This window comes from Flavobacterium sp. LM4 (assembly GCF_002017935.1).
In the GTDB taxonomy this organism is placed as follows: domain Bacteria; phylum Bacteroidota; class Bacteroidia; order Flavobacteriales; family Flavobacteriaceae; genus Flavobacterium; species Flavobacterium chungangense.
Map to the genome: position 1 here is coordinate 23432 of NZ_MUFW01000002.1, position 24892 is coordinate 48323.

Sequence of the window (24892 nt, forward strand, 5' to 3'; positions counted from 1 at the left end):
ACCCTACTGGAACCGTACTTGATGTGATTTGTACATTCCCTGCTGCAGTACCTACTACTCTACTGGGCTTCCATTTAAGGTATCGTTGCCCGTTAATGCCGTGGTGGTGCCACCTGGTAATCCATTAACCGAAGGGGTCGTGTCTGTTACCGCAACAATCGCCGGGGCACTTACTACTACCGTAGAGCTAATAGTACTACAATTCAACGGGTTGTTTACTTCACAAATCGTATAGCTTACTGCATAGTTTCCAGATGGGGTGTTGGCCGGAACTGTTACTGTTCCATCTGCATTTACTACTAGTCCTGACCCTACTGGAACCGTACTTGATGTGATTTGTACATTCCCTGCTGCAGTACCTACTACTACTGGGCTTCCATTTAAGGTATCGTTGCCCGTTAATGCCGTGGTGGTGCCACCTGGTAATCCATTAACCGAAGGGGTCGTGTCTGTTACCGCAACAATCGCCGGGGCACTTACTACTACCGTAGAGCTAATAGTACTACAATTCAACGGGTTGTTTACTTCACAAATCGTATAGCTTACTGCATAGTTTCCAGATGGGGTGTTGGCAGGAACTGTTACTGTTCCGTCTGAATTTACCACTAGTCCTGATCCTACTGGAACCGTACTTGATGTGATTTGTACATTCCCTGCTGCAGTACCTACTACTACTGGGCTTCCATTTAAGGTATCGTTGCCCGTTAATGCCGTGGTGGTGCCACCTGGTAATCCATTAACCGAAGGCGTCGTTTCTGTTACCGCAACAATCGCCGGGGCACTTACTACTACCGTAGAGCTAATAGTACTACAATTCAACGGGTTGTTTACTTCACAAATCGTATAGCTTACTGAATAGTTTCCAGATGGGGTGTTGGCCGGAACTGTTACTGTTCCGTCTGAATTTACCACTAGTCCTGATCCTACTGGAACCGTACTTGATGTGATTTGTACATTCCCTGCTGCAGTACCTACTACTACTGGGCTTCCATTTAAGGTATCGTTGCCCGTTAATGCCGTGGTGGTGCCACCTGGTAATCCATTAACCGAAGGGTCGTGTCTGTTACCGCAACAATCGCCGGGGCACTTACTACTACCGTAGAGCTAATAGTACTACAATTCAACGGGTTGTTTACTTCACAAATCGTATAGCTTACTGCATAGTTTCCAGATGGGGTGTTGGCCGGAACTGTTACTGTTCCATCTGCATTTACTACTAGTCCTGACCTACTGGAACCGTACTTGATGTGATTTGTACATTCCCTGCTGCAGTACCTACTACTACTGGGCTTCCATTTAAGGTATCGTTGCCCGTTAATGCCGTGGTGGTGCCACCTGGTAATCCATTAACCGAAGGGGTCGTGTCTGTTACCGCAACAATCGCCGGGGCACTTACTACTACCGTAGAGCTAATAGTACTACAATTCAACGGGTTGTTTACTTCACAAATCGTATAGCTTACTGCATAGTTTCCAGATGGGGTGTTGGCCGGAACTGTTACTGTTCCATCTGCATTTACTACTAGTCCTGACCCTACTGGAACCGTACTTGATGTGATTTGTACATTCCCTGCTGCAGTACCTACTACTACTGGGCTTCCATTTAAGGTATCGTTGCCCGTTAATGCCGTGGTGGTGCCACCTGGTAATCCATTAACCGAAGGGGTCGTGTCTGTTACCGCAACAATCGCCGGGGCACTTACTACTACCGTAGAGCTAATAGTACTACAATTCAACGGGTTGTTTACTTCACAAATCGTATAGCTTACTGCATAGTTTCCAGATGGGGTGTTGGCCGGAACTGTTACTGTTCCATCTGCATTTACTACTAGTCCTGACCCTACTGGAACCGTACTTGATGTGATTTGTACATTCCCTGCTGCAGTACCTACTACTACTGGGCTTCCATTTAAGGTATCGTTGCCCGTTAATGCCGTGGTGGTGCCACCTGGTAATCCATTAACCGAAGGGGTCGTGTCTGTTACCGCAACAATCGCCGGGGCACTTACTACTACCGTAGAGCTAATAGTACTACAATTCAACGGGTTGTTTACTTCACAAATCGTATAGCTTACTGCATAGTTTCCAGATGGGGTGTTGGCCGGAACTGTTACTGTTCCATCTGCATTTACTACTAGTCCTGACCCTACTGGAACCGTACTTGATGTGATTTGTACATTCCCTGCTGCAGTACCTACTACTACTGGGCTTCCATTTAAGGTATCGTTGCCCGTTAATGCCGTGGTGGTGCCACCTGGTAATCCATTAACCGAAGGGTCGTGTCTGTTACCGCAACAATCGCCGGGGCACTTACTACTACCGTAGAGCTAATAGTACTACAATTCAACGGGTTGTTTACTTCACAAATCGTATAGCTTACTGCATAGTTTCCAGATGGGGTGTTGGCCGGAACTGTTACTGTTCCATCTGCATTTACTACTAGTCCTGACCCTACTGGAACCGTACTTGATGTGATTTGTACATTCCCTGCTGCAGTACCTACTACTACTGGGCTTCCATTTAAGGTATCGTTGCCCGTTAATGCCGTGGTGGTGCCACCTGGTAATCCATTAACCGAAGGGGTCGTGTCTGTTACCGCAACAATCGCCGGGGCACTTACTACTACCGTAGAGCTAATAGTACTACAATTCAACGGGTTGTTTACTTCACAAATCGTATAGCTTACTGCATAGTTTCCAGATGGGGTGTTGGCCGGAACTGTTACTGTTCCATCTGCATTTACTACTAGTCCTGACCCTACTGGAACCGTACTTGATGTGATTTGTACATTCCCTGCTGCAGTACCTACTACTACTGGGCTTCCATTTAAGGTATCGTTGCCCGTTAATGCCGTGGTGGTGCCACCTGGTAATCCATTAACCGAAGGGGTCGTGTCTGTTACCGCAACAATCGCCGGGGCACTTACTACTACCGTAGAGCTAATAGTACTACAATTCAACGGGTTGTTTACTTCACAAATCGTATAGCTTACTGCATAGTTTCCAGATGGGGTGTTGGCCGGAACTGTTACTGTTCCATCTGCATTTACTACTAGTCCTGACCCTACTGGAACCGTACTTGATGTGATTTGTACATTCCCTGCTGCAGTACCTACTACTACTGGGCTTCCATTTAAGGTATCGTTGCCCGTTAATGCCGTGGTGGTGCCACCTGGTAATCCATTAACCGAAGGGGTCGTGTCTGTTACCGCAACAATCGCCGGGGCACTTACTACTACCGTAGAGCTAATAGTACTACAATTCAACGGGTTGTTTACTTCACAAATCGTATAGCTTACTGCATAGTTTCCAGATGGGGTGTTGGCCGGAACTGTTACTGTTCCATCTGCATTTACTACTAGTCCTGACCCTACTGGAACCGTACTTGATGTGATTTGTACATTCCCTGCTGCAGTACCTACTACTACTGGGCTTCCATTTAAGGTATCGTTGCCCGTTAATGCCGTGGTGGTGCCACCTGGTAATCCATTAACCGAAGGGGTCGTGTCTGTTACCGCAACAATCGCCGGGGCACTTACTACTACCGTAGAGCTAATAGTACTACAATTCAACGGGTTGTTTACTTCACAAATCGTATAGCTTACTGCATAGTTTCCAGATGGGGTGTTGGCCGGAACTGTTACTGTTCCATCTGCATTTACTACTAGTCCTGACCCTACTGGAACCGTACTTGATGTGATTTGTACATTCCCTGCTGCAGTACCTACTACTACTGGGCTTCCATTTAAGGTATCGTTGCCCGTTAATGCCGTGGTGGTGCCACCTGGTAATCCATTAACCGAAGGGGTCGTGTCTGTTACCGCAACAATCGCCGGGCACTTACTACTACCGTAGAGCTAATAGTACTACAATTCAACGGGTTGTTTACTTCACAAATCGTATAGCTTACTGCATAGTTTCCAGATGGGGTGTTGGCCGGAACTGTTACTGTTCCATCTGCATTTACTACTAGTCCTGACCCTACTGGAACCGTACTTGATGTGATTTGTACATTCCCTGCTGCAGTACCTACTACTACTGGGCTTCCATTTAAGGTATCGTTGCCCGTTAATGCCGTGGTGGTGCCACCTGGTAATCCATTAACCGAAGGGGTCGTGTCTGTTACCGCAACAATCGCCGGGGCACTTACTACTACCGTAGAGCTAATAGTACTACAATTCAACGGGTTGTTTACTTCACAAATCGTATAGCTTACTGCATAGTTTCCAGATGGGGTGTTGGCCGGAACTGTTACTGTTCCATCTGCATTTACTACTAGTCCTGACCCTACTGGAACCGTACTTGATGTGATTTGTACATTCCCTGCTGCAGTACCTACTACTACTGGGCTTCCATTTAAGGTATCGTTGCCCGTTAATGCCGTGGTGGTGCCACCTGGTAATCCATTAACCGAAGGGGTCGTTTCTGTTACCGCAACAATCGCCGGGGCACTTACTACTACCGTAGAGCTAATAGTACTACAATTCAACGGGTTGTTTACTTCACAAATCGTATAGCTTACTGCATAGTTTCCAGATGGGGTGTTGGCCGGAACTGTTACTGTTCCATCTGCATTTACTACTAGTCCTGACCCTACTGGAACCGTACTTGATGTGATTTGTACATTCCCTGCTGCAGTACCTACTACTACTGGGCTTCCATTTAAGGTATCGTTGCCCGTTAATGCCGTGGTGGTGCCACCTGGTAATCCATTAACCGAAGGGGTCGTGTCTGTTACCGCAACAATCGCCGGGGCACTTACTACTACCGTAGAGCTAATAGTACTACAATTCAACGGGTTGTTTACTTCACAAATCGTATAGCTTACTGCATAGTTTCCAGATGGGGTGTTGGCCGGAACTGTTACTGTTCCATCTGCATTTACTACTAGTCCTGACCCTACTGGAACCGTACTTGATGTGATTTGTACATTCCCTGCTGCAGTACCTACTACTACTGGGCTTCCATTTAAGGTATCGTTGCCCGTTAATGCCGTGGTGGTGCCACCTGGTAATCCATTAACCGAAGGGGTCGTGTCTGTTACCGCAACAATCGCCGGGGCACTTACTACTACCGTAGAGCTAATAGTACTACAATTCAACGGGTTGTTTACTTCACAAATCGTATAGCTTACTGCATAGTTTCCAGATGGGGTGTTGGCCGGAACTGTTACTGTTCCATCTGCATTTACTACTAGTCCTGACCCTACTGGAACCGTACTTGATGTGATTTGTACATTCCCTGCTGCAGTACCTACTACTACTGGGCTTCCATTTAAGGTATCGTTGCCCGTTAATGCCGTGGTGGTGCCACCTGGTAATCCATTAACCGAAGGGGTCGTTTCTGTTACCGCAACAATCGCCGGGGCACTTACTACTACCGTAGAGCTAATAGTACTACAATTCAACGGGTTGTTTACTTCACAAATCGTATAGCTTACTGCATAGTTTCCAGATGGGGTGTTGGCCGGAACTGTTACTGTTCCATCTGCATTTACTACTAGTCCTGACCCTACTGGAACCGTACTTGATGTGATTTGTACATTCCCTGCTGCAGTACCTACTACTACTGGGCTTCCATTTAAGGTATCGTTGCCCGTTAATGCCGTGGTGGTGCCACCTGGTAATCCATTAACCGAAGGGGTCGTGTCTGTTACCGCAACAATCGCCGGGGCACTTACTACTACCGTAGAGCTAATAGTACTACAATTCAACGGGTTGTTTACTTCACAAATCGTATAGCTTACTGCATAGTTTCCAGATGGGGTGTTGGCCGGAACTGTTACTGTTCCATCTGCATTTACTACTAGTCCTGACCCTACTGGAACCGTACTTGATGTGATTTGTACATTCCCTGCTGCAGTACCTACTACTACTGGGCTTCCATTTAAGGTATCGTTGCCCGTTAATGCCGTGGTGGTGCCACCTGGTAATCCATTAACCGAAGGGGTCGTGTCTGTTACCGCAACAATCGCCGGGGCACTTACTACTACCGTAGAGCTAATAGTACTACAATTCAACGGGTTGTTTACTTCACAAATCGTATAGCTTACTGCATAGTTTCCAGATGGGGTGTTGGCCGGAACTGTTACTGTTCCGTCTGCATTTACACTAGTCCTGATCCTACTGGAACCGTACTTGATGTGATTTGTACATTCCCTGCTGCAGTACCTACTACTACTGGGCTTCCATTTAAGGTATCGTTGCCCGTTAATGCCGTGGTGGTGCCACCTGGTAATCCATTAACCGAAGGGTCGTGTCTGTTACCGCAACAATCGCGGGGCACTTACTACTACCGTAGAGCTAATAGTACTACAATTCAACGGGTTGTTTACTTCACAAATCGTATAGCTTACTGCATAGTTTCCAGATGGGGTGTTGGCCGGAACTGTTACTGTTCCATCTGCATTTACTACTAGTCCTGACCCTACTGGAACCGTACTTGATGTGATTTGTACATTCCCTGCTGCAGTACCTACTACTACTGGGCTTCCATTTAAGGTATCGTTGCCCGTTAATGCCGTGGTGGTGCCACCTGGTAATCCATTAACCGAAGGGGTCGTGTCTGTTACCGCAACAATCGCCGGGGCACTTACTACTACCGTAGAGCTAATAGTACTACAATTCAACGGGTTGTTTACTTCACAAATCGTATAGCTTACTGCATAGTTTCCAGATGGGGTGTTGGCCGGAACTGTTACTGTTCCATCTGCATTTACTACTAGTCCTGACCCTACTGGAACCGTACTTGATGTGATTTGTACATTCCCTGCTGCAGTACCTACTACTACTGGGCTTCCATTTAAGGTATCGTTGCCCGTTAATGCCGTGGTGGTGCCACCTGGTAATCCATTAACCGAAGGGGTCGTTTCTGTTACCGCAACAATCGCCGGGGCACTTACTACTACCGTAGAGCTAATAGTACTACAATTCAACGGGTTGTTTACTTCACAAATCGTATAGCTTACTGCATAGTTTCCAGATGGGGTGTTGGCCGGAACTGTTACTGTTCCATCTGCATTTACTACTAGTCCTGACCCTACTGGAACCGTACTTGATGTGATTTGTACATTCCCTGCTGCAGTACCTACTACTACTGGGCTTCCATTTAAGGTATCGTTGCCCGTTAATGCCGTGGTGGTGCCACCTGGTAATCCATTAACCGAAGGGGTCGTGTCTGTTACCGCAACAATCGCCGGGGCACTTACTACTACCGTAGAGCTAATAGTACTACAATTCAACGGGTTGTTTACTTCACAAATCGTATAGCTTACTGCATAGTTTCCAGATGGGGTGTTGGCCGGAACTGTTACTGTTCCATCTGCATTTACTACTAGTCCTGACCCTACTGGAACCGTACTTGATGTGATTTGTACATTCCCTGCTGCAGTACCTACTACTACTGGGCTTCCATTTAAGGTATCGTTGCCCGTTAATGCCGTGGTGGTGCCACCTGGTAATCCATTAACCGAAGGGGTCGTGTCTGTTACCGCAACAATCGCCGGGGCACTTACTACTACCGTAGAGCTAATAGTACTACAATTCAACGGGTTGTTTACTTCACAAATCGTATAGCTTACTGCATAGTTTCCAGATGGGGTGTTGGCCGGAACTGTTACTGTTCCATCTGCATTTACTACTAGTCCTGACCCTACTGGAACCGTACTTGATGTGATTTGTACATTCCCTGCTGCAGTACCTACTACTACTGGGCTTCCATTTAAGGTATCGTTGCCCGTTAATGCCGTGGTGGTGCCACCTGGTAATCCATTAACCGAAGGGGTCGTTTCTGTTACCGCAACAATCGCCGGGGCACTTACTACTACCGTAGAGCTAATAGTACTACAATTCAACGGGTTGTTTACTTCACAAATCGTATAGCTTACTGCATAGTTTCCAGATGGGGTGTTGGCCGGAACTGTTACTGTTCCATCTGCATTTACTACTAGTCCTGACCCTACTGGAACCGTACTTGATGTGATTTGTACATTCCCTGCTGCAGTACCTACTACTACTGGGCTTCCATTTAAGGTATCGTTGCCCGTTAATGCCGTGGTGGTGCCACCTGGTAATCCATTAACCGAAGGGGTCGTGTCTGTTACCGCAACAATCGCCGGGGCACTTACTACTACCGTAGAGCTAATAGTACTACAATTCAACGGGTTGTTTACTTCACAAATCGTATAGCTTACTGCATAGTTTCCAGATGGGGTGTTGGCCGGAACTGTTACTGTTCCATCTGCATTTACTACTAGTCCTGACCCTACTGGAACCGTACTTGATGTGATTTGTACATTCCCTGCTGCAGTACCTACTACTACTGGGCTTCCATTTAAGGTATCGTTGCCCGTTAATGCCGTGGTGGTGCCACCTGGTAATCCATTAACCGAAGGGGTCGTGTCTGTTACCGCAACAATCGCCGGGGCACTTACTACTACCGTAGAGCTAATAGTACTACAATTCAACGGGTTGTTTACTTCACAAATCGTATAGCTTACTGCATAGTTTCCAGATGGGGTGTTGGCCGGAACTGTTACTGTTCCATCTGCATTTACTACTAGTCCTGACCCTACTGGAACCGTACTTGATGTGATTTGTACATTCCCTGCTGCAGTACCTACTACTACTGGGCTTCCATTTAAGGTATCGTTGCCCGTTAATGCCGTGGTGGTGCCACCTGGTAATCCATTAACCGAAGGGGTCGTGTCTGTTACCGCAACAATCGCCGGGGCACTTACTACTACCGTAGAGCTAATAGTACTACAATTCAACGGGTTGTTTACTTCACAAATCGTATAGCTTACTGCATAGTTTCCAGATGGGGTGTTGGCCGGAACTGTTACTGTTCCATCTGCATTTACTACTAGTCCTGACCCTACTGGAACCGTACTTGATGTGATTTGTACATTCCCTGCTGCAGTACCTACTACTACTGGGCTTCCATTTAAGGTATCGTTGCCCGTTAATGCCGTGGTGGTGCCACCTGGTAATCCATTAACCGAAGGGGTCGTGTCTGTTACCGCAACAATCGCCGGGGCACTTACTACTACCGTAGAGCTAATAGTACTACAATTCAACGGGTTGTTTACTTCACAAATCGTATAGCTTACTGCATAGTTTCCAGATGGGGTGTTGGCCGGAACTGTTACTGTTCCATCTGCATTTACTACTAGTCCTGACCCTACTGGAACCGTACTTGATGTGATTTGTACATTCCCTGCTGCAGTACCTACTACTACTGGGCTTCCATTTAAGGTATCGTTGCCCGTTAATGCCGTGGTGGTGCCACCTGGTAATCCATTAACCGAAGGGGTCGTTTCTGTTACCGCAACAATCGCCGGGGCACTTACTACTACCGTAGAGCTAATAGTACTACAATTCAACGGGTTGTTTACTTCACAAATCGTATAGCTTACTGAATAGTTTCCAGATGGGGTGTTGGCCGGAACTGTTACTGTTCCATCTGCATTTACTACTAGTCCTGACCCTACTGGAACCGTACTTGATGTGATTTGTACATTCCCTGCTGCAGTACCTACTACTACTGGGCTTCCATTTAAGGTATCGTTGCCCGTTAATGCCGTGGTGGTGCCACCTGGTAATCCATTAACCGAAGGGGTCGTGTCTGTTACCGCAACAATCGCCGGGGCACTTACTACTACCGTAGAGCTAATAGTACTACAATTCAACGGGTTGTTTACTTCACAAATCGTATAGCTTACTGCATAGTTTCCAGATGGGGTGTTGGCCGGAACTGTTACTGTTCCATCTGCATTTACTACTAGTCCTGACCCTACTGGAACCGTACTTGATGTGATTTGTACATTCCCTGCTGCAGTACCTACTACTACTGGGCTTCCATTTAAGGTATCGTTGCCCGTTAATGCCGTGGTGGTGCCACCTGGTAATCCATTAACCGAAGGGTCGTGTCTGTTACCGCAACAATCGCCGGGGCACTTACTACTACCGTAGAGCTAATAGTACTACAATTCAACGGGTTGTTTACTTCACAAATCGTATAGCTTACTGCATAGTTTCCAGATGGGGTGTTGGCCGGAACTGTTACTGTTCCGTCTGAATTTACCACTAGTCCTGATCCTACTGGAACCGTACTTGATGTGATTTGTACATTCCCTGCTGCAGTACCTACTACTACTGGGCTTCCATTTAAGGTATCGTTGCTCGTTAATGCCGTGGTGGTGCCACCTGGTAATCCATTAACCGAAGGGGTCGTGTCTGTTACCGCAACAATCGCCGGGGCACTTACTACTACCGTAGAGCTAATAGTACTACAATTCAACGGGTTGTTTACTTCACAAATCGTATAGCTTACTGCATAGTTTCCAGATGGGGTGTTGGCCGGAACTGTTACTGTTCCATCTGCATTTACTACTAGTCCTGACCCTACTGGAACCGTACTTGATGTGATTTGTACATTCCCTGCTGCAGTACCTACTACTACTGGGCTTCCATTTAAGGTATCGTTGCCCGTTAATGCCGTGGTGGTGCCACCTGGTAATCCATTAACCGAAGGGGTCGTGTCTGTTACCGCAACAATCGCCGGGGCACTTACTACTACCGTAGAGCTAATAGTACTACAATTCAATGGGTTGTTTACTTCACAAATCGTATAGCTTACTGCATAGTTTCCAGATGGGGTGTTGGCCAGAACTGTTACTGTTCCATCTGCATTTACTACTAGTCCTGACCCTACTGGAACCGTACTTGATGTGATTTGTACATTCCCTGCTGCAGTACCTACTACTACTGGGCTTCCATTTAAGGTATCGTTGCCCGTTAATGCCGTGGTGGTGCCACCTGGTAATCCATTAACCGAAGGGGTCGTGTCTGTTACCGCAACAATCGCCGGGGCACTTACTACTACCGTAGAGCTAATAGTACTACAATTCAATGGGTTGTTTACTTCACAAATCGTATAGCTTACTGCATAGTTTCCAGATGGGGTGTTGGCCGGAACTGTTACTGTTCCATCTGCATTTACTACTAGTCCTGACCCTACTGGAACCGTACTTGATGTGATTTGTACATTCCCTGCTGCAGTACCTACTACTACTGGGCTTCCATTTAAGGTATCGTTGCCCGTTAATGCCGTGGTGGTGCCACCTGGTAATCCATTAACCGAAGGGGTCGTTTCTGTTACCGCAACAATCGCCGGGGCACTTACTACTACCGTAGAGCTAATTGTACTACAATTCAACGGGTTGTTTACTTCACAAATCGTATAGCTTACTGCATAGTTTCCAGATGGGGTGTTGGCCGGAACTGTTACTGTTCCATCTGCATTTACTACTAGTCCTGACCCTACTGGAACCGTACTTGATGTGATTTGTACATTCCCTGCTGCAGTACCTACTACTACTGGGCTTCCATTTAAGGTGTCGTTGCCCGTTAATGCCGTGGTGGTGCCACCTGGTAATCCATTAACCGAAGGGGTCGTTTCTGTTACCGCAACAATCGCCGGGGCACTTACTACTACCGTAGAGCTAATAGTACTACAATTCAATGGGTTGTTTACTTCACAAATCGTATAGCTTACTGCATAGTTTCCAGATGGGGTGTTGGCCGGAACTGTTACTGTTCCATCTGCATTTACTACTAGTCCTGATCCTACTGGAACCGTACTTGATGTGATTTGTACATTCCCTGCTGCAGTACCTACTACTACTGGGCTTCCATTTAAGGTATCGTTGCCCGTTAATGCCGTGGTGGTGCCACCTGGTAATCCATTAACCGAAGGGGTCGTGTCTGTTACCGCAACAATCGCCGGGGCACTTACTACTACCGTAGAGCTAATAGTACTACAATTCAACGGGTTGTTTACTTCACAAATCGTATAGCTTACTGCATAGTTTCCAGATGGGGTGTTGGCCGGAACTGTTACTGTTCCATCTGCATTTACTACTAGTCCTGACCCTACTGGAACCGTACTTGATGTGATTTGTACATTCCCTGCTGCAGTACCTACTACTACTGGGCTTCCATTTAAGGTATCGTTGCCCGTTAATGCCGTGGTGGTGCCACCTGGTAATCCATTAACCGAAGGGGTCGTTTCTGTTACCGCAACAATCGCCGGGGCACTTACTACTACCGTAGAGCTAATAGTACTACAATTCAACGGGTTGTTTACTTCACAAATCGTATAGCTTACTGCATAGTTTCCAGATGGGGTGTTGGCCGGAACTGTTACTGTTCCATCTGCATTTACTACTAGTCCTGACCCTACTGGAACCGTACTTGATGTGATTTGTACATTCCCTGCTGCAGTACCTACTACTACTGGGCTTCCATTTAAGGTATCGTTGCCCGTTAATGCCGTGGTGGTGCCACCTGGTAATCCATTAACCGAAGGGGTCGTGTCTGTTACCGCAACAATTACAGTTACTGGTACTGGGGTACTTGTTGACGTATTGTTTCCTAGTGTTGGATCGGCTTCATTGGCTGCAATAGTTGCTGTATTGGCATAACTGCCTGTAGCGTTTACTGTCGCAACGATGGATAATGTTGCAGTAGCACCATTAGCTAAATTGCCTATTGACCAAATACCTGTTCCGCTTGTATAAGTCCCTACTGATGGTGTGGCACTTACAAAGGTATAGCCTGCTGGCAGTACATCTGTTACATTGGCGCCTGTTGCAGCACTTGGTCCTGCGTTACTTGCTGTTAGGGTAAATGTGATGTTGTTGCCTATATTAGGTGTGGCGCTACTTGCGGTTTTGGTGATAGCTATGTTCGAAGTACATGCTGTTGAAACAGCATTATTTGTTACATTTGTGTAGCTCCCTGTATATGAGGCTGCAGTTACAGTACCATCTGAATTTACTTGTGCAACTGCCCCACCTGTTTGCCCATATTGTTGACCTGAACTGGCAAAGCTATTGTTTCCATAATACTCATTTGAATCTGAACATCCATCATTATCCGAATCTAGGTCTAAATAATTAAATGCTCCATCGTTATCTGAATCACAATACAAATAAACACCAACACCCATTGCTTGCGTTCGAGCAAGATTTGTCTCGTTAGAATACTCTCCTACAATAGATACGTTAACTCCTCTTGTATAAGCAAACAAAGATCTTTGAGCTGATTGTGTATCATCATATCTTAATTCATTACCTACAATACTAGCTTGAGTAGCAGTAGGAATTCCACCAATATTATCAATTAGAACCCAATCTGATGAGTTTGTTGTGTATAAACCTTTTTCTGCTCCTGTTGTTGATTCAGCATCAAAAGCAACGGCATCAAATTCTTGCGCCAAGCCTCCTTTTGTTGCAGTAATATCAAACTTGATACTTAGTTTATTTCCAACAACTCTTGCTAATTGAAATACAAGAGCCCCTTTTAAATCATCGGCAGCACTAGTTCCATAATTTGCATATCTCCAAAACATTTGATTTCCTCCTCCTGGAAATGTGTTCAAAATGGAAGGTGTTGGACTTTGAGCTGGTGTATTATACCCTCCTACTAATGTTACAACTGTGGCTCTTGCAGTGTAAGTAATTCCATTTATAATTTTTGACGTTGTGAAAGTATCATTTACGTTTGTTAAAGACGCACCTGTCCAATCAAAAATTAACAATTGATTTCTAGTAGCTCCATTTCCTGAAACAAAATTGTAAACAGACGGGTTGTAATCACATCTTAATTCGTCCGTATCTAAAACACCATCATTATCATCATCCAAATCACATAAATTTGAAAGACCATCTCCATCTGTGTCTTGATTTTCAGTAGTAATAATACATGGATTTATTGGATTTGGCGTTATTGACGAGGTATTATTTCCTGGCGTTGGATCGGCTTCGTTTGCTGCAATAGTTGCTGTGTTTTGATAATTTCCTGTTGCATTTACATTAGCAATAATTGATAAAGTAGCACTAGCACCGTTAGCTAAATTGCCTATTGACCAAACACCTGTCCCAGCCGTATAAGTTCCAGTTGAAGGGGTTGCACTTACAAAGGTATATCCTGATGGAAGTAAATCATTTACAATTACACCAGTAGCTGCACTTGGACCTGCATTGCTTGCAGTAAGTAAAAAGGTAACACTACTACCTATATTTGGTGTGGCATTATTTACTGTTTTTGTAATACCTATGTTAGCAGTACATACAGTAAATACAGCATTATCAGTCACATTAGTATAAGAACCTGTGTAAGTAGCTGATGGTAAATTAACTATCCCATTAGCATTTACAGGCGCTACTGCTCCTCCTGTTTGACCAAATTGTTGCCCTGAAGCTGCACTTGTAGAATTGTTGTAGTACTCATTAGAATCTGAACAACCATCATTATCTGCATCTAGGTCAAGTAAATTCGCAATTGTATCGCCATCGGTATCAACCGCTCTACACAAAGAGAAAATAAATTCTATACCATCACCTCCACTGGCCTCGGCTCCCATTCCTGTCCAGTTAAATGTTAAAGATGTATAAACTCCCTCTACCAACAAAGATCCTGCAGCTGTTCCATTTTCAGGTAAAGCAGAGGCCTCAGAGGCTGTAACTGGTGCTATTAAAGGATTTACATTCATTTCGGTGACCCTTCTAAAAGTAGTTGGAGTAACGTATAAATTACTTGTTCCTGCCAGCTTTTTCAATGTTGCTCCTGGTGTAGTAACCGTAAAAACAGCTGAATTTGGGAGTACCCCCGAAAGGCCTCCTAACCTATCTAAATGAATAATAGGATTGTAAACCGGCTGACTAAATGTAAATGTGATAATTGCAGATCCTTTATCATCATTGGCTTGATCTATGTTAGCAATATAACCTTCTGGAGCTGTATCCCAATTAAAAAGAGTTTGGAAAGAAGGCAAGTTGTTTACCGCTTCACTCCAAAAGCTAGGCTGATTAGCAAATGTACCTGCGGAATTTGTTACACTAGTATTTGCAGCGTTAGTAACAGTGGCCGTCACATTCACACCGTCAATCGTTGACCCAGTAAATGGTCCCGTACCAGCAAAATTTCCTGTAATTCTGTTTGCTAGAACGGCACATGTATTCTCATCTGAATCAAGAATACCATCGTTATCATCATCAAGATCATATCTATCTGAAACAAGATCCCCATCACTATCAACTCCCATTGTCAGACAAGCTGTAACTACTGAAGCTTGCATAAAATTGTTTATCCCTGCGGTTTGTGCAATAGCGTAATTAATTCCTGCAGCTGCTGTGTCATTCGTTTCTACTAGACTAGACAAACCATTAGCTCCATAGGTCCCCCCAATAGTACCAAAACTAGATACAGTTTGACTACTACCCCCTTCTTGCGCATCATAGCATCCATCTTGGTCAGCATCAACATCAAGATGATCTGGAACTAAATCAGCATCTGTATCCCTGTCACAAAATGTTGCTGGCGTAATGGTAATTCCACCAATTGCTCCGCCAGTACCTGTATCCGATCTTCTGATCACTAAACGTGTCACATTTTTTAAATCAATATTCCAAAGATTTGAAGCACTAGCAATATCAACGGTTGAATTAAGCGATATTTTGCCTGGTATTTGTGTAACAGTTAAATTTGCAGTACCTCCTGCTGTATAAGTGGCAGAAGTTACTCCAGCATCATATTCAACACTATAATCTTCTACATCGTCAAAAGTATTTCCCGTCTGCCATGTTAAAACAGCATCAATGGGTTTGTTAAATTCATAAGTAACTTCTGCAAATTGTCCTGCTGCAGACCCAGCACTATTTGTAAACTGAACAGAACCATTGGTGGTTAAATCAATACCAAAATCATTATTAGTGGCTCCTGTTCTAGCTGACAAGGAAACTCTAGCTACAGTTTGGTTCGCTTGTGTTGCCGTTGAACCAACTATTCTGTAATTAGAAGATAAACTTGTATTAGTATTATTTACTGCTGCACCTTCTGTAATTGCAGTGGTTTGATTTGGTGTGATAGTAGGAGAACAACTTGTGAGACCTTCATCTACATCTCGAATACCATCGTTATCATCATCTATATCAACCACATCAACTACCCCATCTTGATCTGAATCTATACAATTAGCTCCTATGTATATATTATCAACACCCCAATCGTCCCCTGCTGCAGGAGTAGTAGCTGAGAAAGATAAGGCAGCGACATTGTTTGCAGGCGTTTGCGTCCAAGGAATATCAATTCTTATCTGTGAGCTCACTAATCTAAATGTTGTTGGCACCACGCCTGCAGTAAAACCAGATATAGTCGCTCCGTTACTTGGGGTAGCCGTTACTGCTCCTGCTCCAGTTGGATTTGTAAATGTAGCGTATATTGTACCTCCAAGAGAAACGGTTAAAGTAGCAGTACTTGCTCCATTTGTATCTCCAGAATTTCCTGCCCAAAGATCAAAATACAAGCTTACTGTACCAGCAACAGGTGTAAAAGAAATACCTCCTACATTTTGAGTCATTGCAGAATTTGTCACTCCATTGAGATTATTAACAGCAATTCCTGTTGTTGTATTAAGTACCCATGCACCTGTAGCAGGAAGCCATGCTTCATTAGGATTTGCATTTTGGATAAAACTTCCTGAAAAAGTACCATTTCGAATTACATTCCTACAACCTGTTTGAGCTTGAAGATCAACACTAAAAATGCTAAAAAGAACCAAGCAAAATAGCATTTGAAGCTTTATCGACGGTCTTTGAGAAAGCAATTTAACTGTTGCAAGTATAAACGCCATTTTATAAACAAAATTTGCAAATAAATGTTCTTTTAAAAACTTAAGGCAACTAAAAAAAATCTGTAAGGTAAAATTTTCCTTCATAATAAATATTTTAGATAGACAGTAACAAATCAATTTTTTTTTTACTTTTTGGATGTAAACATCTATTTTAGTAAAAAAATATTGTTCTAAGAAGATCATAAATAAATGACCTTCAAAATGAACAAAACATAAAAATTCAAAAAAATTATAGTAGCGTAATTTTAAAGATTATGGTTAGTTTTCATCTTTATCAACGCACAGATTTTATAATATAAAAAAAGTTTCACAATTGTGTTGTTATTACATACCCTTTAATAAAAACCTTAGTGAAAGATCTCTAAAGAAATGTGATTAAAAAACATTACATGTTAAAATAAAATTATCCTAATTTTTTTCAGACCATAACTAATTTCGTTAAACTGTTTAAAATCTTCGACGAATGAATAAAAAATATCGACGAATGGTTTTAAAACTAGTTGCTATTTAAACGTAAAATGAAGAAAAAAGTTAACTTATTATGATAATATTGAGACTTTACTTTAGGGAAAAATATTGATCATAAATTAGTAAAAAAAAACGTTGTGGAGTTAATGCTTAAAAATGGATACAAAAACACAAGATCTTTTATTTTAAAAAAATGCAAATCCCATCTATTGTTCGATATTTACTTTTGCAACAAAAGAAGATACTGTTTTTGTATCAGTACTATCTACGACTGCGTAAATACCTAAAATATTATTTCGATATACTGTATTAGCACTTGTAACGCTTGAGTTTGGAAAATCAATATCTACCCAATTTGCTTCTCCAAATGATCCGTCAGAATTTCTACTAACAGCAACAAATGATGCTCCATTTTTTTCTCCATTTACCGTAAGCCAATCCGATGGCATATTATAACCACCCTTTTTAGAAATAGTAATGCCTTCAAAATGAGTTATTACAGACAAAACTGTTTCGTTTTTGTAATTAAATGATTTCAAATTACTAGTTTGTTTCGTTTTAGAATTATAATCAACCAAAAAGGCTTGGCTTATTTTGCCGATTTTTGGGCTTGTATATCCTCCTGCCATGGTATAACTATCTCCGCCATTATGCCAAATACCATACAAAGTAGTGGTTAATGAATCGGGTACTTTAAAGTCTGTGCATTTTTTATTGACTATATCATAGAGAAATGCGTATCCGTTTTTATCATTATCAACGTCATAATTTCCCACAGCAAGACCGCCCATAATACTATGAACAAATACATTATTGGTATTCCCGCCATTAGGTGACACCTGAACCCACGCTCCTGAGCCATCAACAGGGCCTTCGTAAAAGAATCCAAGATTTCCACTTGGCGCTTTGCCAGTAGAGGCTTGTATTTTATAAGATTCAACTAACTGTATCATGCCATGAGGTCCGTTGTTGGGTCCGTAGCAAGAAGTATTAATAACCGTAGCTTCTGGTGTACGCGGAAAATTAACATTGTGCCACATTCCTGCGTTGCCGCTTCCTTTAAGTGGTCCTTCATAAATTAATCCCTGAACAATATTGTCCTGACCTACTAAACTGACTACGACATATCCATTTTCAGACTCCGAAACGCCTCTAGTTCCTTGTATGGTGGTTTGTCCAGCAGGATTATTAAAATCTGCATAACTTACTTTATTTACTTCTATTTTTAGATTTTGTGACATACTTTTTTTTATTACTATTTGAATGGGTGAATTTTAGATTTTAAATAAGTTTTTAGTCGAATGTTGTAGTGCCTTAAACATCTTTTGGCATATTGATCCAGAGTTTTTCTATCTCAAGTTGGTGCAATTGCTCCTCTAAATCCTTTCTTACTTCGCTGTAAGCTGGATCATAAGCAAGATTGGTAATTTGTAATGGATCATTAATCAAATCATGCAACTCATACAATCGTATACAACTCAGAAGGCAAAAAAAGACAACTTTATACTGCTGTAACTGCTTTAAATTAACAAGATTAAAGTTGCAATAATAAAATAAGTTTGCACTAAGTATAAATACCTGTTTTACAAATTACTATAAAAAAATGTAAGGATTATATTTGAAGCTTAATTTTGGATATGCAAACAAAAAGTAGAGAAAAAGTTAAGCTACATTTTTGTAATTAGTTAATTTATTAAATTCTTCAATAGTTTTATAGTTCAAAGCAGAGTGCCTTCTTTTTTTATTGTACCAAATTTCGATGTATTCAAAAATTTCAAGTTCCATTTGTTCTTTAGTAATTAGTTTATTCCCATAAATTAATTCTGTTTTTAGTGATTTGAAAAAACTTTCTGCAACAGCATTATCCCAGCAATCTCCTTTACGGCTCATACTTCTAGTGACAGTTTTAAAAGAGTCAAGCATATTAGTAAAGCTTTTATTAGCATATTGAATTCCTCTGTCGGAGTGGAATATTAATTCATTTGTAATTTTTCGATTTTTAAGTGCCATTTTCCAAGCTGTTAATGTAGTTTGTTTAGTACTCAAACCATTGCTTAGACTCCAGCCAATTATTTTTCTGTCGAACAAATCCAAAATAATTGTGAGATACAAAAATCCGTCCTTTGTTTGAATATATGTTATATCTGAAACCCAAGCTTTAGATGGTTCCTTCACCGTAAATTCTCTTTTTAAGATATTTGGAACAACAAAATGATTATGTTTTGAATTGGTTGTTACTTTAAATTTTTTACTCAATTTACTGTACAAACCTAATTGCTTCATGTATTTAGCGACTGTTATTCTAGATATTTGATATCCTATATTTTGAAGTTCTAAAGTAATTCTTGGACTTCCATATCGCTGTTTGGTATTAAAATATATTGAAGTTATTGCTTCTTTTATTAAAATCACTCGTTTTTGCCTTTCTGAAACAATCTGTTTTTTCCATTTATAGTAACTGCTGTTGCTTACTGCTAAAACTTTGCACATCTTTTCAATCGAATATATTTTTTCATGGTCTTTTATGAAAAGATAAATCATCGACCTCCCTTAGAAAAGATGCTTATTGCCTTTTTTAAGATATCACGTTCTAATTCTGCTTCTTTTAATTTTTTTTCAAGTTCATGAATTTTTTCTTGTTCGGGACTTAGTTTTAAATTGCCTTTTCCAGGAAAACTTCCCGTTCCAAATTCTTGATAATCTTGGCGCCATTTATAAAGCAAAGCAGCTGTAATACCAAGTTCCTTGGCAAGTAGAGAGATATTATCTCTTTCATAACTTAATTGGACTGCTTTCTCTTTGAAAATGCGGTCGTAATTTTTACGATTTTCTTTCATAGTCTAAAGTTAAGATTTTGTCCTTAACTAGAACTCCACGCTAAGTTAGCACATCCACCTCGGTCTTGAATGATTAAGTTGTGGTCTAGTAAAACATAAAAAGGGAAAATCCTATTGAATGTTTCACTATCAAAATGAAATTGAGAATTTTCCATGTTGTTACCTCCTTAGTTTTAAAAATTTCATGAATATGGCATCTGAATACATTCTATTATTTCGAATGTTTTTGATTACGAAAAGTAGATAAGACTACTGCTAAACCCAACTCAAATTCCAGCTATTCACCTCTTTTAGAATTGTAACGTAAAGTACTACTTTTTTCTTACACTACAAATGTTTTAAATCTCAAGTGGTTTTCAATTTGTTTATGATATAAAAAACAAAAAATATTTTAAAGCTTTAATTCTTATCTCTAGTACTAGATTCAAAAAATAACACTAGTTATTTTTACTGAGAAATTAATTCATTCGTGCTCCAATAATCTAGTATTTTTTTTATCCTATCTACATAATCCTCATATTTCAAAGGCTTTAAAATGTAGCCCGCAATACCTATTTTATAACACTCCATCACGTCTCTATGATTGTTAGAAGTAGTTAAGATAATTGCTGGTATATATTTTAATACATCATCTGCTTTTAAGATAGATAAAAACTCGATACCGTTTAGTTTAGGCATATTAAGGTCTAAAATAATAACATCTGGTATTATTTCTTTCCTTTTTAATACATCAACTGCTTCTTCTCCATTATTTGCTTCAATGATGCGATGATTGAGTTCTAAACTTTTTAGTACTCTATTGAATTTCATTACTTCAATTGCATCATCTTCTATTAATAGTATATTCAACGATTTTGCCATTTTATTAATTTTAAAGTTTGATGCATACTTATTCAACTTCAAAGGTATTTTATTCCTTTTATAGCAAGAGTCTTTTTTAGTTAATTCATAATAAAGTGTAGACAACTGCAAAAAAAGTGTCGACTAATGGTATTTTATATGTAATTCATTCATAAAAAATATCCTGAAGCCAGTAAAAACGAAATCTAAAAAGGGATCCTAATACTTCAATCTAATTTTTATCGAATAACCATTGCATCTGATTTTTAAAATTTCTTATATATAAGTAGAACGTCTGTAACTATATAATAAGTAAACTGAATATTAAAAAAAACAAAAAAAAAGGACGATTTCCATTTTTAATATTAATTTATCGACACAAAATCATAATCAACTGTAATTCAGGTATAAAGATTGATTATTCATCGACAGCAAACTGCTATTCATCGAAAAACAAAAAACAATTCTTATAATCGTCTTAGATTTGTGTCAGAATTAAGGAACAAAAAAAATCAAAATAAAAATTAATAAAATAATTATTTCCAAAAACAATTTAACAATGTCAGCAGTGATTGCAACTTCGATAGATAATCTATTCGATTTAGTAAACACTCAAAATTAAAACTATTTATTAACAAGAAATGAAGTTTCATTCAAATACCACTGAAAAATGAAAACAGCAATTACTTTAGCAAACACAATTCCTATTGGAATCAAATCTGAGCACTATTTAGTATTCTCCATGATTATTATAACTATTGGAAAAAACCTAGAGCCAAAGATCACTATCGAAGCAAACACTTTGATTATGATTTTTTTAGCCATTTCATTAATCGGAATAACACTTCAAATTGTTAATAACCGTTTAAAAAAGAAAATTTTATTCGATACATTTCAAAAACGGTATTAGTTACCACAAGTTATAGTATCAAGCAAAGATTTTTTTATAAGTTATTTGAAAAATGACAAACTAAAACTAATTTTTGTTTCATTTTTGTCACTGCCATTACCCTGTTTGCGCCAATATTGTTCCACTATTGCAGCTACTTCCAGAATTACATTGCCATTTATTGTTGTACTTTGCGCTTTTAAAAATCAATTTTGAAATTGCCTACACCTTCAAAAAAGACTTGCTAAGTACCAAAAAACATGACCGCCTTTTTTGCCCAAAAAGCTCTGAGCTTTTATCCAAATTAAAATCATTAAAAGGCGATGTAATTCTAGTGAAGTGCTATTTTCTTGCTTCACAAACAAATTTTCGATACTACTTTTATTAAAAGAAAAAGTAAAATGCTTGTTGTAGGCTGATAAAATCTTCCGTCAAAAATTAACAGTTATACTCTTTTGGTAAAACAAAACAAAAGCAAGCACCTTTTTTATTATCTTCTCTATTCTTCAAATAAATAGTGGATATGCAAACAAAAACTGGAGAAAAAGTTAAGCTACATTTTTATAATTAGTTAGTTTATTAAATTCTTCAATTGTTTTATAGTTCAAAGCCGAATGCCTTCTTTTTTTATTGTACCAAATTTCGATGTATTCAAAAATTTCAAGTTCCATCTGTTCTCTAGAAATTAATTTACTGCCATAAACCAATTCCGTTTTTAAAGATTTGAAAAAACTTTCAGCAACTGCATTATCCCAGCAGTCTCCTTTACGGCTCATACTTCTTGTGATATTTTTATAAGAGTCCAATACAACAGCAAATTTTTTATTGGCATATTGAATTCCCCGGTCAGAATGGAATATTAATTCATCTGCAATTGTTCTATTCTTAACTGCCATTTTCCAAGCCTTCATTGTAGTTTGTTTAGTACTTAGTCCATTGCTTAAACTCCAGCCGACTATCTTTCTGTCAAATAAATCTAAAATGATGGTCAGATATAAAAATCCATCCTTTGTCTGTATATAGGTGATGTCTGAAAACCAAGCCTTTGCTGGTTTTGTTGCTGTAAATTCCCTTTTTAGAATATTTGGAACAACAAAATGATTGTGTTTTGAATTGGTTGTTACTTTGAATTTTTTACTCAATTTGCTGTACAGTCCTAACTGCTTCATGTATTTAGCCACAGTTATTCTGGATATCTGATATCCTTGGCTTTGCAGTTCAAGGGTAATTCTTGGGCTTCCATACCGCTGTTTAGCATTAAAGTATATTGAAGTAATTTCTTCTTTTATCAGGGCAGTTCTCCTCTGTCTTTCTGATAGAATCTGCCGCTTCCAATTATAGTAGCTGCTTGGGCTTACTTTTAAAACTCTGCACATCTTTTCAATCGAATATGTTTTTTCATGGTCTTTTATGAAAAGATAAATCATCGACCTCCCTTGGAAAAGATGCTTATAGCCTTTTTTAGAATATCACGTTCTAATTCTGTTTCTTTTAATTTTTTTTCAAGCTCATGGATTTTTTCCTGTTCAGGACTAAGCTTTAATTTTCCTTTTCCAGGAAAACTTCCTGTGCCAAATTCTTGGTAATCCTGACGCCATTTGTACAGCAAAGGTGCTGTTATTCCAAGTTCTTTGGCCAATTGTGAGATATTATCTCTTTCATAACTTAATTGGACAGCTTTCTCTTTAAAATTGCGGTCATAAGTTTTACGATTCTCTTTCATGCTCTAAAGTTAAGATTTAGTTCTTAACTTGAACTCCATGCTAAGTTAGCACATCCACATTGATTTTGAAAAAGTAAAGATACAGCAAAATAAAGATGTGCCGAGGTTTGGTTAGAAACTTCAAAGGATTTAATTTGCTGACATCTTTTAGAGGAAAAAATTATTTTTACATCGTAAAAATCTTCAAAACTCTCAACACCGTTGAGAAAAATAAGCGTTTTATAATTGCGGCTTATTAATCTAGATTAACAATTATTTCATATACATGCCAATAGCTGGTGATTCTTATCGGCATAAAAATAAATTTAAAACAATAATATTGATTGAATTGTGCAAGCGCCGCTTGCATAATTCCAAGATCCACTTCTCAAATTTACAATGGCTTGAATCATTCAGATATGATTTAGCATCTAGTTATTTACTATTTCATTATATTTGTATTATAAAATTATCTTTAACATGAAGCCCGCTAAACTATTCAGAACTGACAGCAGACAAACCAAATCACTTATAAGTGCTGGAATAAACAGTGCTAAAAATGCTATACGTCAGTCTAAAGCTTTGGATCTTCCTATTACGTATATAAAAGATGATGCAATTTACGTCGAGGATAAATTTGGTGTAAAACAGCAGGGTTCTATCATACGAAAAGAACAGCCAAAAAATATAATTAAAGGAATGATACTTCGTGCCAAATAATAAAAAAATACGCGTATTCGCCGGTCCAAACGGCTCAGGAAAAAGTACACTACAAAAAGAGTTATCTAAAACATATTTTTCTGAAATCTTTATCAACGCTGATGAAATTGAAAGGAAATTAAAGGACTTCAAACTTATTGATTTAAATGATTTTGGAATTATTGGATCAGAGGAAAGTTTAGCTGAATTCAGTAATCTTCCTGACTCAATTTCATTGATACAAAAAGCTTCTGCAGATAATCATAAAATCAATATTACAATAAGTGAAAACTGCATTGTAGATCATTCCACGTCTAAACATACCTACGAGGGTTCTTTTATTGCTTCTTATATCAGACATTTGATGATAAGGCAGAATAAGTCCTTTGTTTTCGAATCTGTATTTAGTCATCCTTCAAAAATTCAAGAACTTCAGGAATCAATAAATAAAGGCTATCGAATTTATTTGTATTTCGTCTGCATCGATAGTCCTGAGGTAAATGTTGCCAGAGTCGAAGATCGTGTTAACAAAAATGGACACGACGTTGATTATACAAAAGTTATTCAGCGCTATTATAGGACATTGGAATATCTGCATTCCATATTACCTCTCTGTTACCGTGCATATCTATTCGATAATTCAGGTTCCAAGCAGGAGCTGATTGCCGAATTATACAATAATGAAATGGAGATTAAATCCGAGACATTTCCTAACTGGTTTCTAGAATATGTTTTGCCATACTACACAGCGGAATAATTTTTCT

13 protein-coding genes and 2 pseudogenes are annotated in these 24892 nt (G+C 40.0%); 3 read left to right on the plus strand and 12 right to left on the minus strand.

Annotated elements, in window-relative coordinates; all coding sequences use genetic code 11:
• Nucleotides 1-54 precede the first annotated feature (54 nt).
• From BXU10_RS14265 to BXU10_RS14310, 11 genes and pseudogenes are all read right to left on the minus strand, one after another.
• Complete coding sequence (locus BXU10_RS14265; protein WP_078228017.1) at nucleotides 55-912, minus strand: hypothetical protein; 858 nt, start codon at nucleotides 910-912, stop codon at nucleotides 55-57.
• Nucleotides 913-1216: 304 nt separating this feature from the next.
• Nucleotides 1217-2041, minus strand: coding sequence for a hypothetical protein (locus BXU10_RS14270; RefSeq protein ID WP_078228018.1), 825 nt, complete (start codon nucleotides 2039-2041; stop codon nucleotides 1217-1219).
• Between the two features lie 191 nt (nucleotides 2042-2232).
• Nucleotides 2233-3570: a hypothetical protein gene (locus tag BXU10_RS14275; protein WP_078228019.1), complete on the minus strand. Its 1338-nt coding sequence runs from the start codon at nucleotides 3568-3570 to the stop codon at nucleotides 2233-2235.
• Between the two features lie 245 nt (nucleotides 3571-3815).
• Nucleotides 3816-6017, minus strand: a complete 2202-nt coding sequence (locus BXU10_RS14280) for a hypothetical protein (RefSeq protein WP_078228020.1) — start codon at nucleotides 6015-6017, stop codon at nucleotides 3816-3818.
• 86 nt (nucleotides 6018-6103) lie between these two features.
• The gene (locus BXU10_RS24815) at nucleotides 6104-6283 is read right to left on the minus strand and encodes a hypothetical protein (RefSeq protein WP_123922023.1); all 180 of its coding nucleotides are present in this window, start codon (nucleotides 6281-6283) and stop codon (nucleotides 6104-6106) included.
• The gene (locus BXU10_RS14285; protein ID WP_078228021.1) at nucleotides 6261-9686 is read right to left on the minus strand and encodes a hypothetical protein; all 3426 of its coding nucleotides are present in this window, start codon (nucleotides 9684-9686) and stop codon (nucleotides 6261-6263) included. The genes BXU10_RS24815 and BXU10_RS14285 overlap by 23 nt, the downstream gene beginning before the upstream one ends.
• A 191-nt stretch (nucleotides 9687-9877) precedes the next feature.
• On the minus strand, nucleotides 9878-16693 hold the full coding sequence (locus BXU10_RS14290; protein ID WP_189328093.1) for a DUF11 domain-containing protein: 6816 nt from the start codon (nucleotides 16691-16693) through the stop codon (nucleotides 9878-9880).
• A gap of 674 nt (nucleotides 16694-17367) precedes the next feature.
• A complete protein-coding gene (locus BXU10_RS14295) occupies nucleotides 17368-18402 on the minus strand; it encodes a hypothetical protein (protein WP_078228023.1) in 1035 nt (344 codons plus the stop codon).
• A gap of 73 nt (nucleotides 18403-18475) precedes the next feature.
• Nucleotides 18476-18628 (minus strand): hypothetical protein, encoded by a 153-nt coding sequence (locus BXU10_RS25760; protein ID WP_369803405.1) that lies wholly within the window; start codon nucleotides 18626-18628, stop codon nucleotides 18476-18478.
• A gap of 195 nt (nucleotides 18629-18823) precedes the next feature.
• Nucleotides 18824-19998: pseudogene (locus BXU10_RS14300) on the minus strand (IS3 family transposase).
• A 447-nt stretch (nucleotides 19999-20445) separates the two neighbouring features.
• Nucleotides 20446-20859 (minus strand): response regulator, encoded by a 414-nt coding sequence (locus tag BXU10_RS14310; protein ID WP_078228836.1) that lies wholly within the window; start codon nucleotides 20857-20859, stop codon nucleotides 20446-20448.
• Between the two features lie 649 nt (nucleotides 20860-21508).
• Between BXU10_RS14310 and BXU10_RS14315 the strand changes: the two genes are divergently transcribed.
• On the plus strand, nucleotides 21509-21748 hold the full coding sequence (locus tag BXU10_RS14315; protein WP_078228024.1) for a hypothetical protein: 240 nt from the start codon (nucleotides 21509-21511) through the stop codon (nucleotides 21746-21748).
• Between the two features lie 527 nt (nucleotides 21749-22275).
• On the opposite strand, the pseudogene BXU10_RS14320 reads toward BXU10_RS14315, so the two are convergent.
• Nucleotides 22276-23450 (minus strand): annotated as a pseudogene (locus BXU10_RS14320) (IS3 family transposase).
• A gap of 459 nt (nucleotides 23451-23909) precedes the next feature.
• Here BXU10_RS14320 and BXU10_RS14330 point away from each other — a divergent pair.
• Complete coding sequence (locus tag BXU10_RS14330) at nucleotides 23910-24149, plus strand: hypothetical protein (protein ID WP_078228027.1); 240 nt, start codon at nucleotides 23910-23912, stop codon at nucleotides 24147-24149.
• Nucleotides 24139-24885 carry a zeta toxin family protein gene (locus tag BXU10_RS14335; protein ID WP_078228028.1) on the plus strand — a complete coding sequence of 249 codons (747 nt, stop codon included), beginning with the start codon at nucleotides 24139-24141 and terminating at the stop codon, nucleotides 24883-24885. The genes BXU10_RS14330 and BXU10_RS14335 overlap by 11 nt, the downstream gene beginning before the upstream one ends.
• Nucleotides 24886-24892 lie beyond the last annotated feature (7 nt).

Coding starts and splice junctions, on each gene's coding strand:
- BXU10_RS14290 (WP_189328093.1), bottom strand. CDS start 16,693: ATGGCGTTTATACTTGCAACAGTTAAATTGCTTTCTCAAAGACCGTCG.
- BXU10_RS14295 (WP_078228023.1), bottom strand. CDS start 18,402: ATGTCACAAAATCTAAAAATAGAAGTAAATAAAGTAAGTTATGCAGAT.
- BXU10_RS14310 (WP_078228836.1), bottom strand. CDS start 20,859: ATGGCAAAATCGTTGAATATACTATTAATAGAAGATGATGCAATTGAA.
- BXU10_RS14315 (WP_078228024.1), top strand. CDS start 21,509: ATGAAAACAGCAATTACTTTAGCAAACACAATTCCTATTGGAATCAAA.
- BXU10_RS14330 (WP_078228027.1), top strand. CDS start 23,910: ATGAAGCCCGCTAAACTATTCAGAACTGACAGCAGACAAACCAAATCA.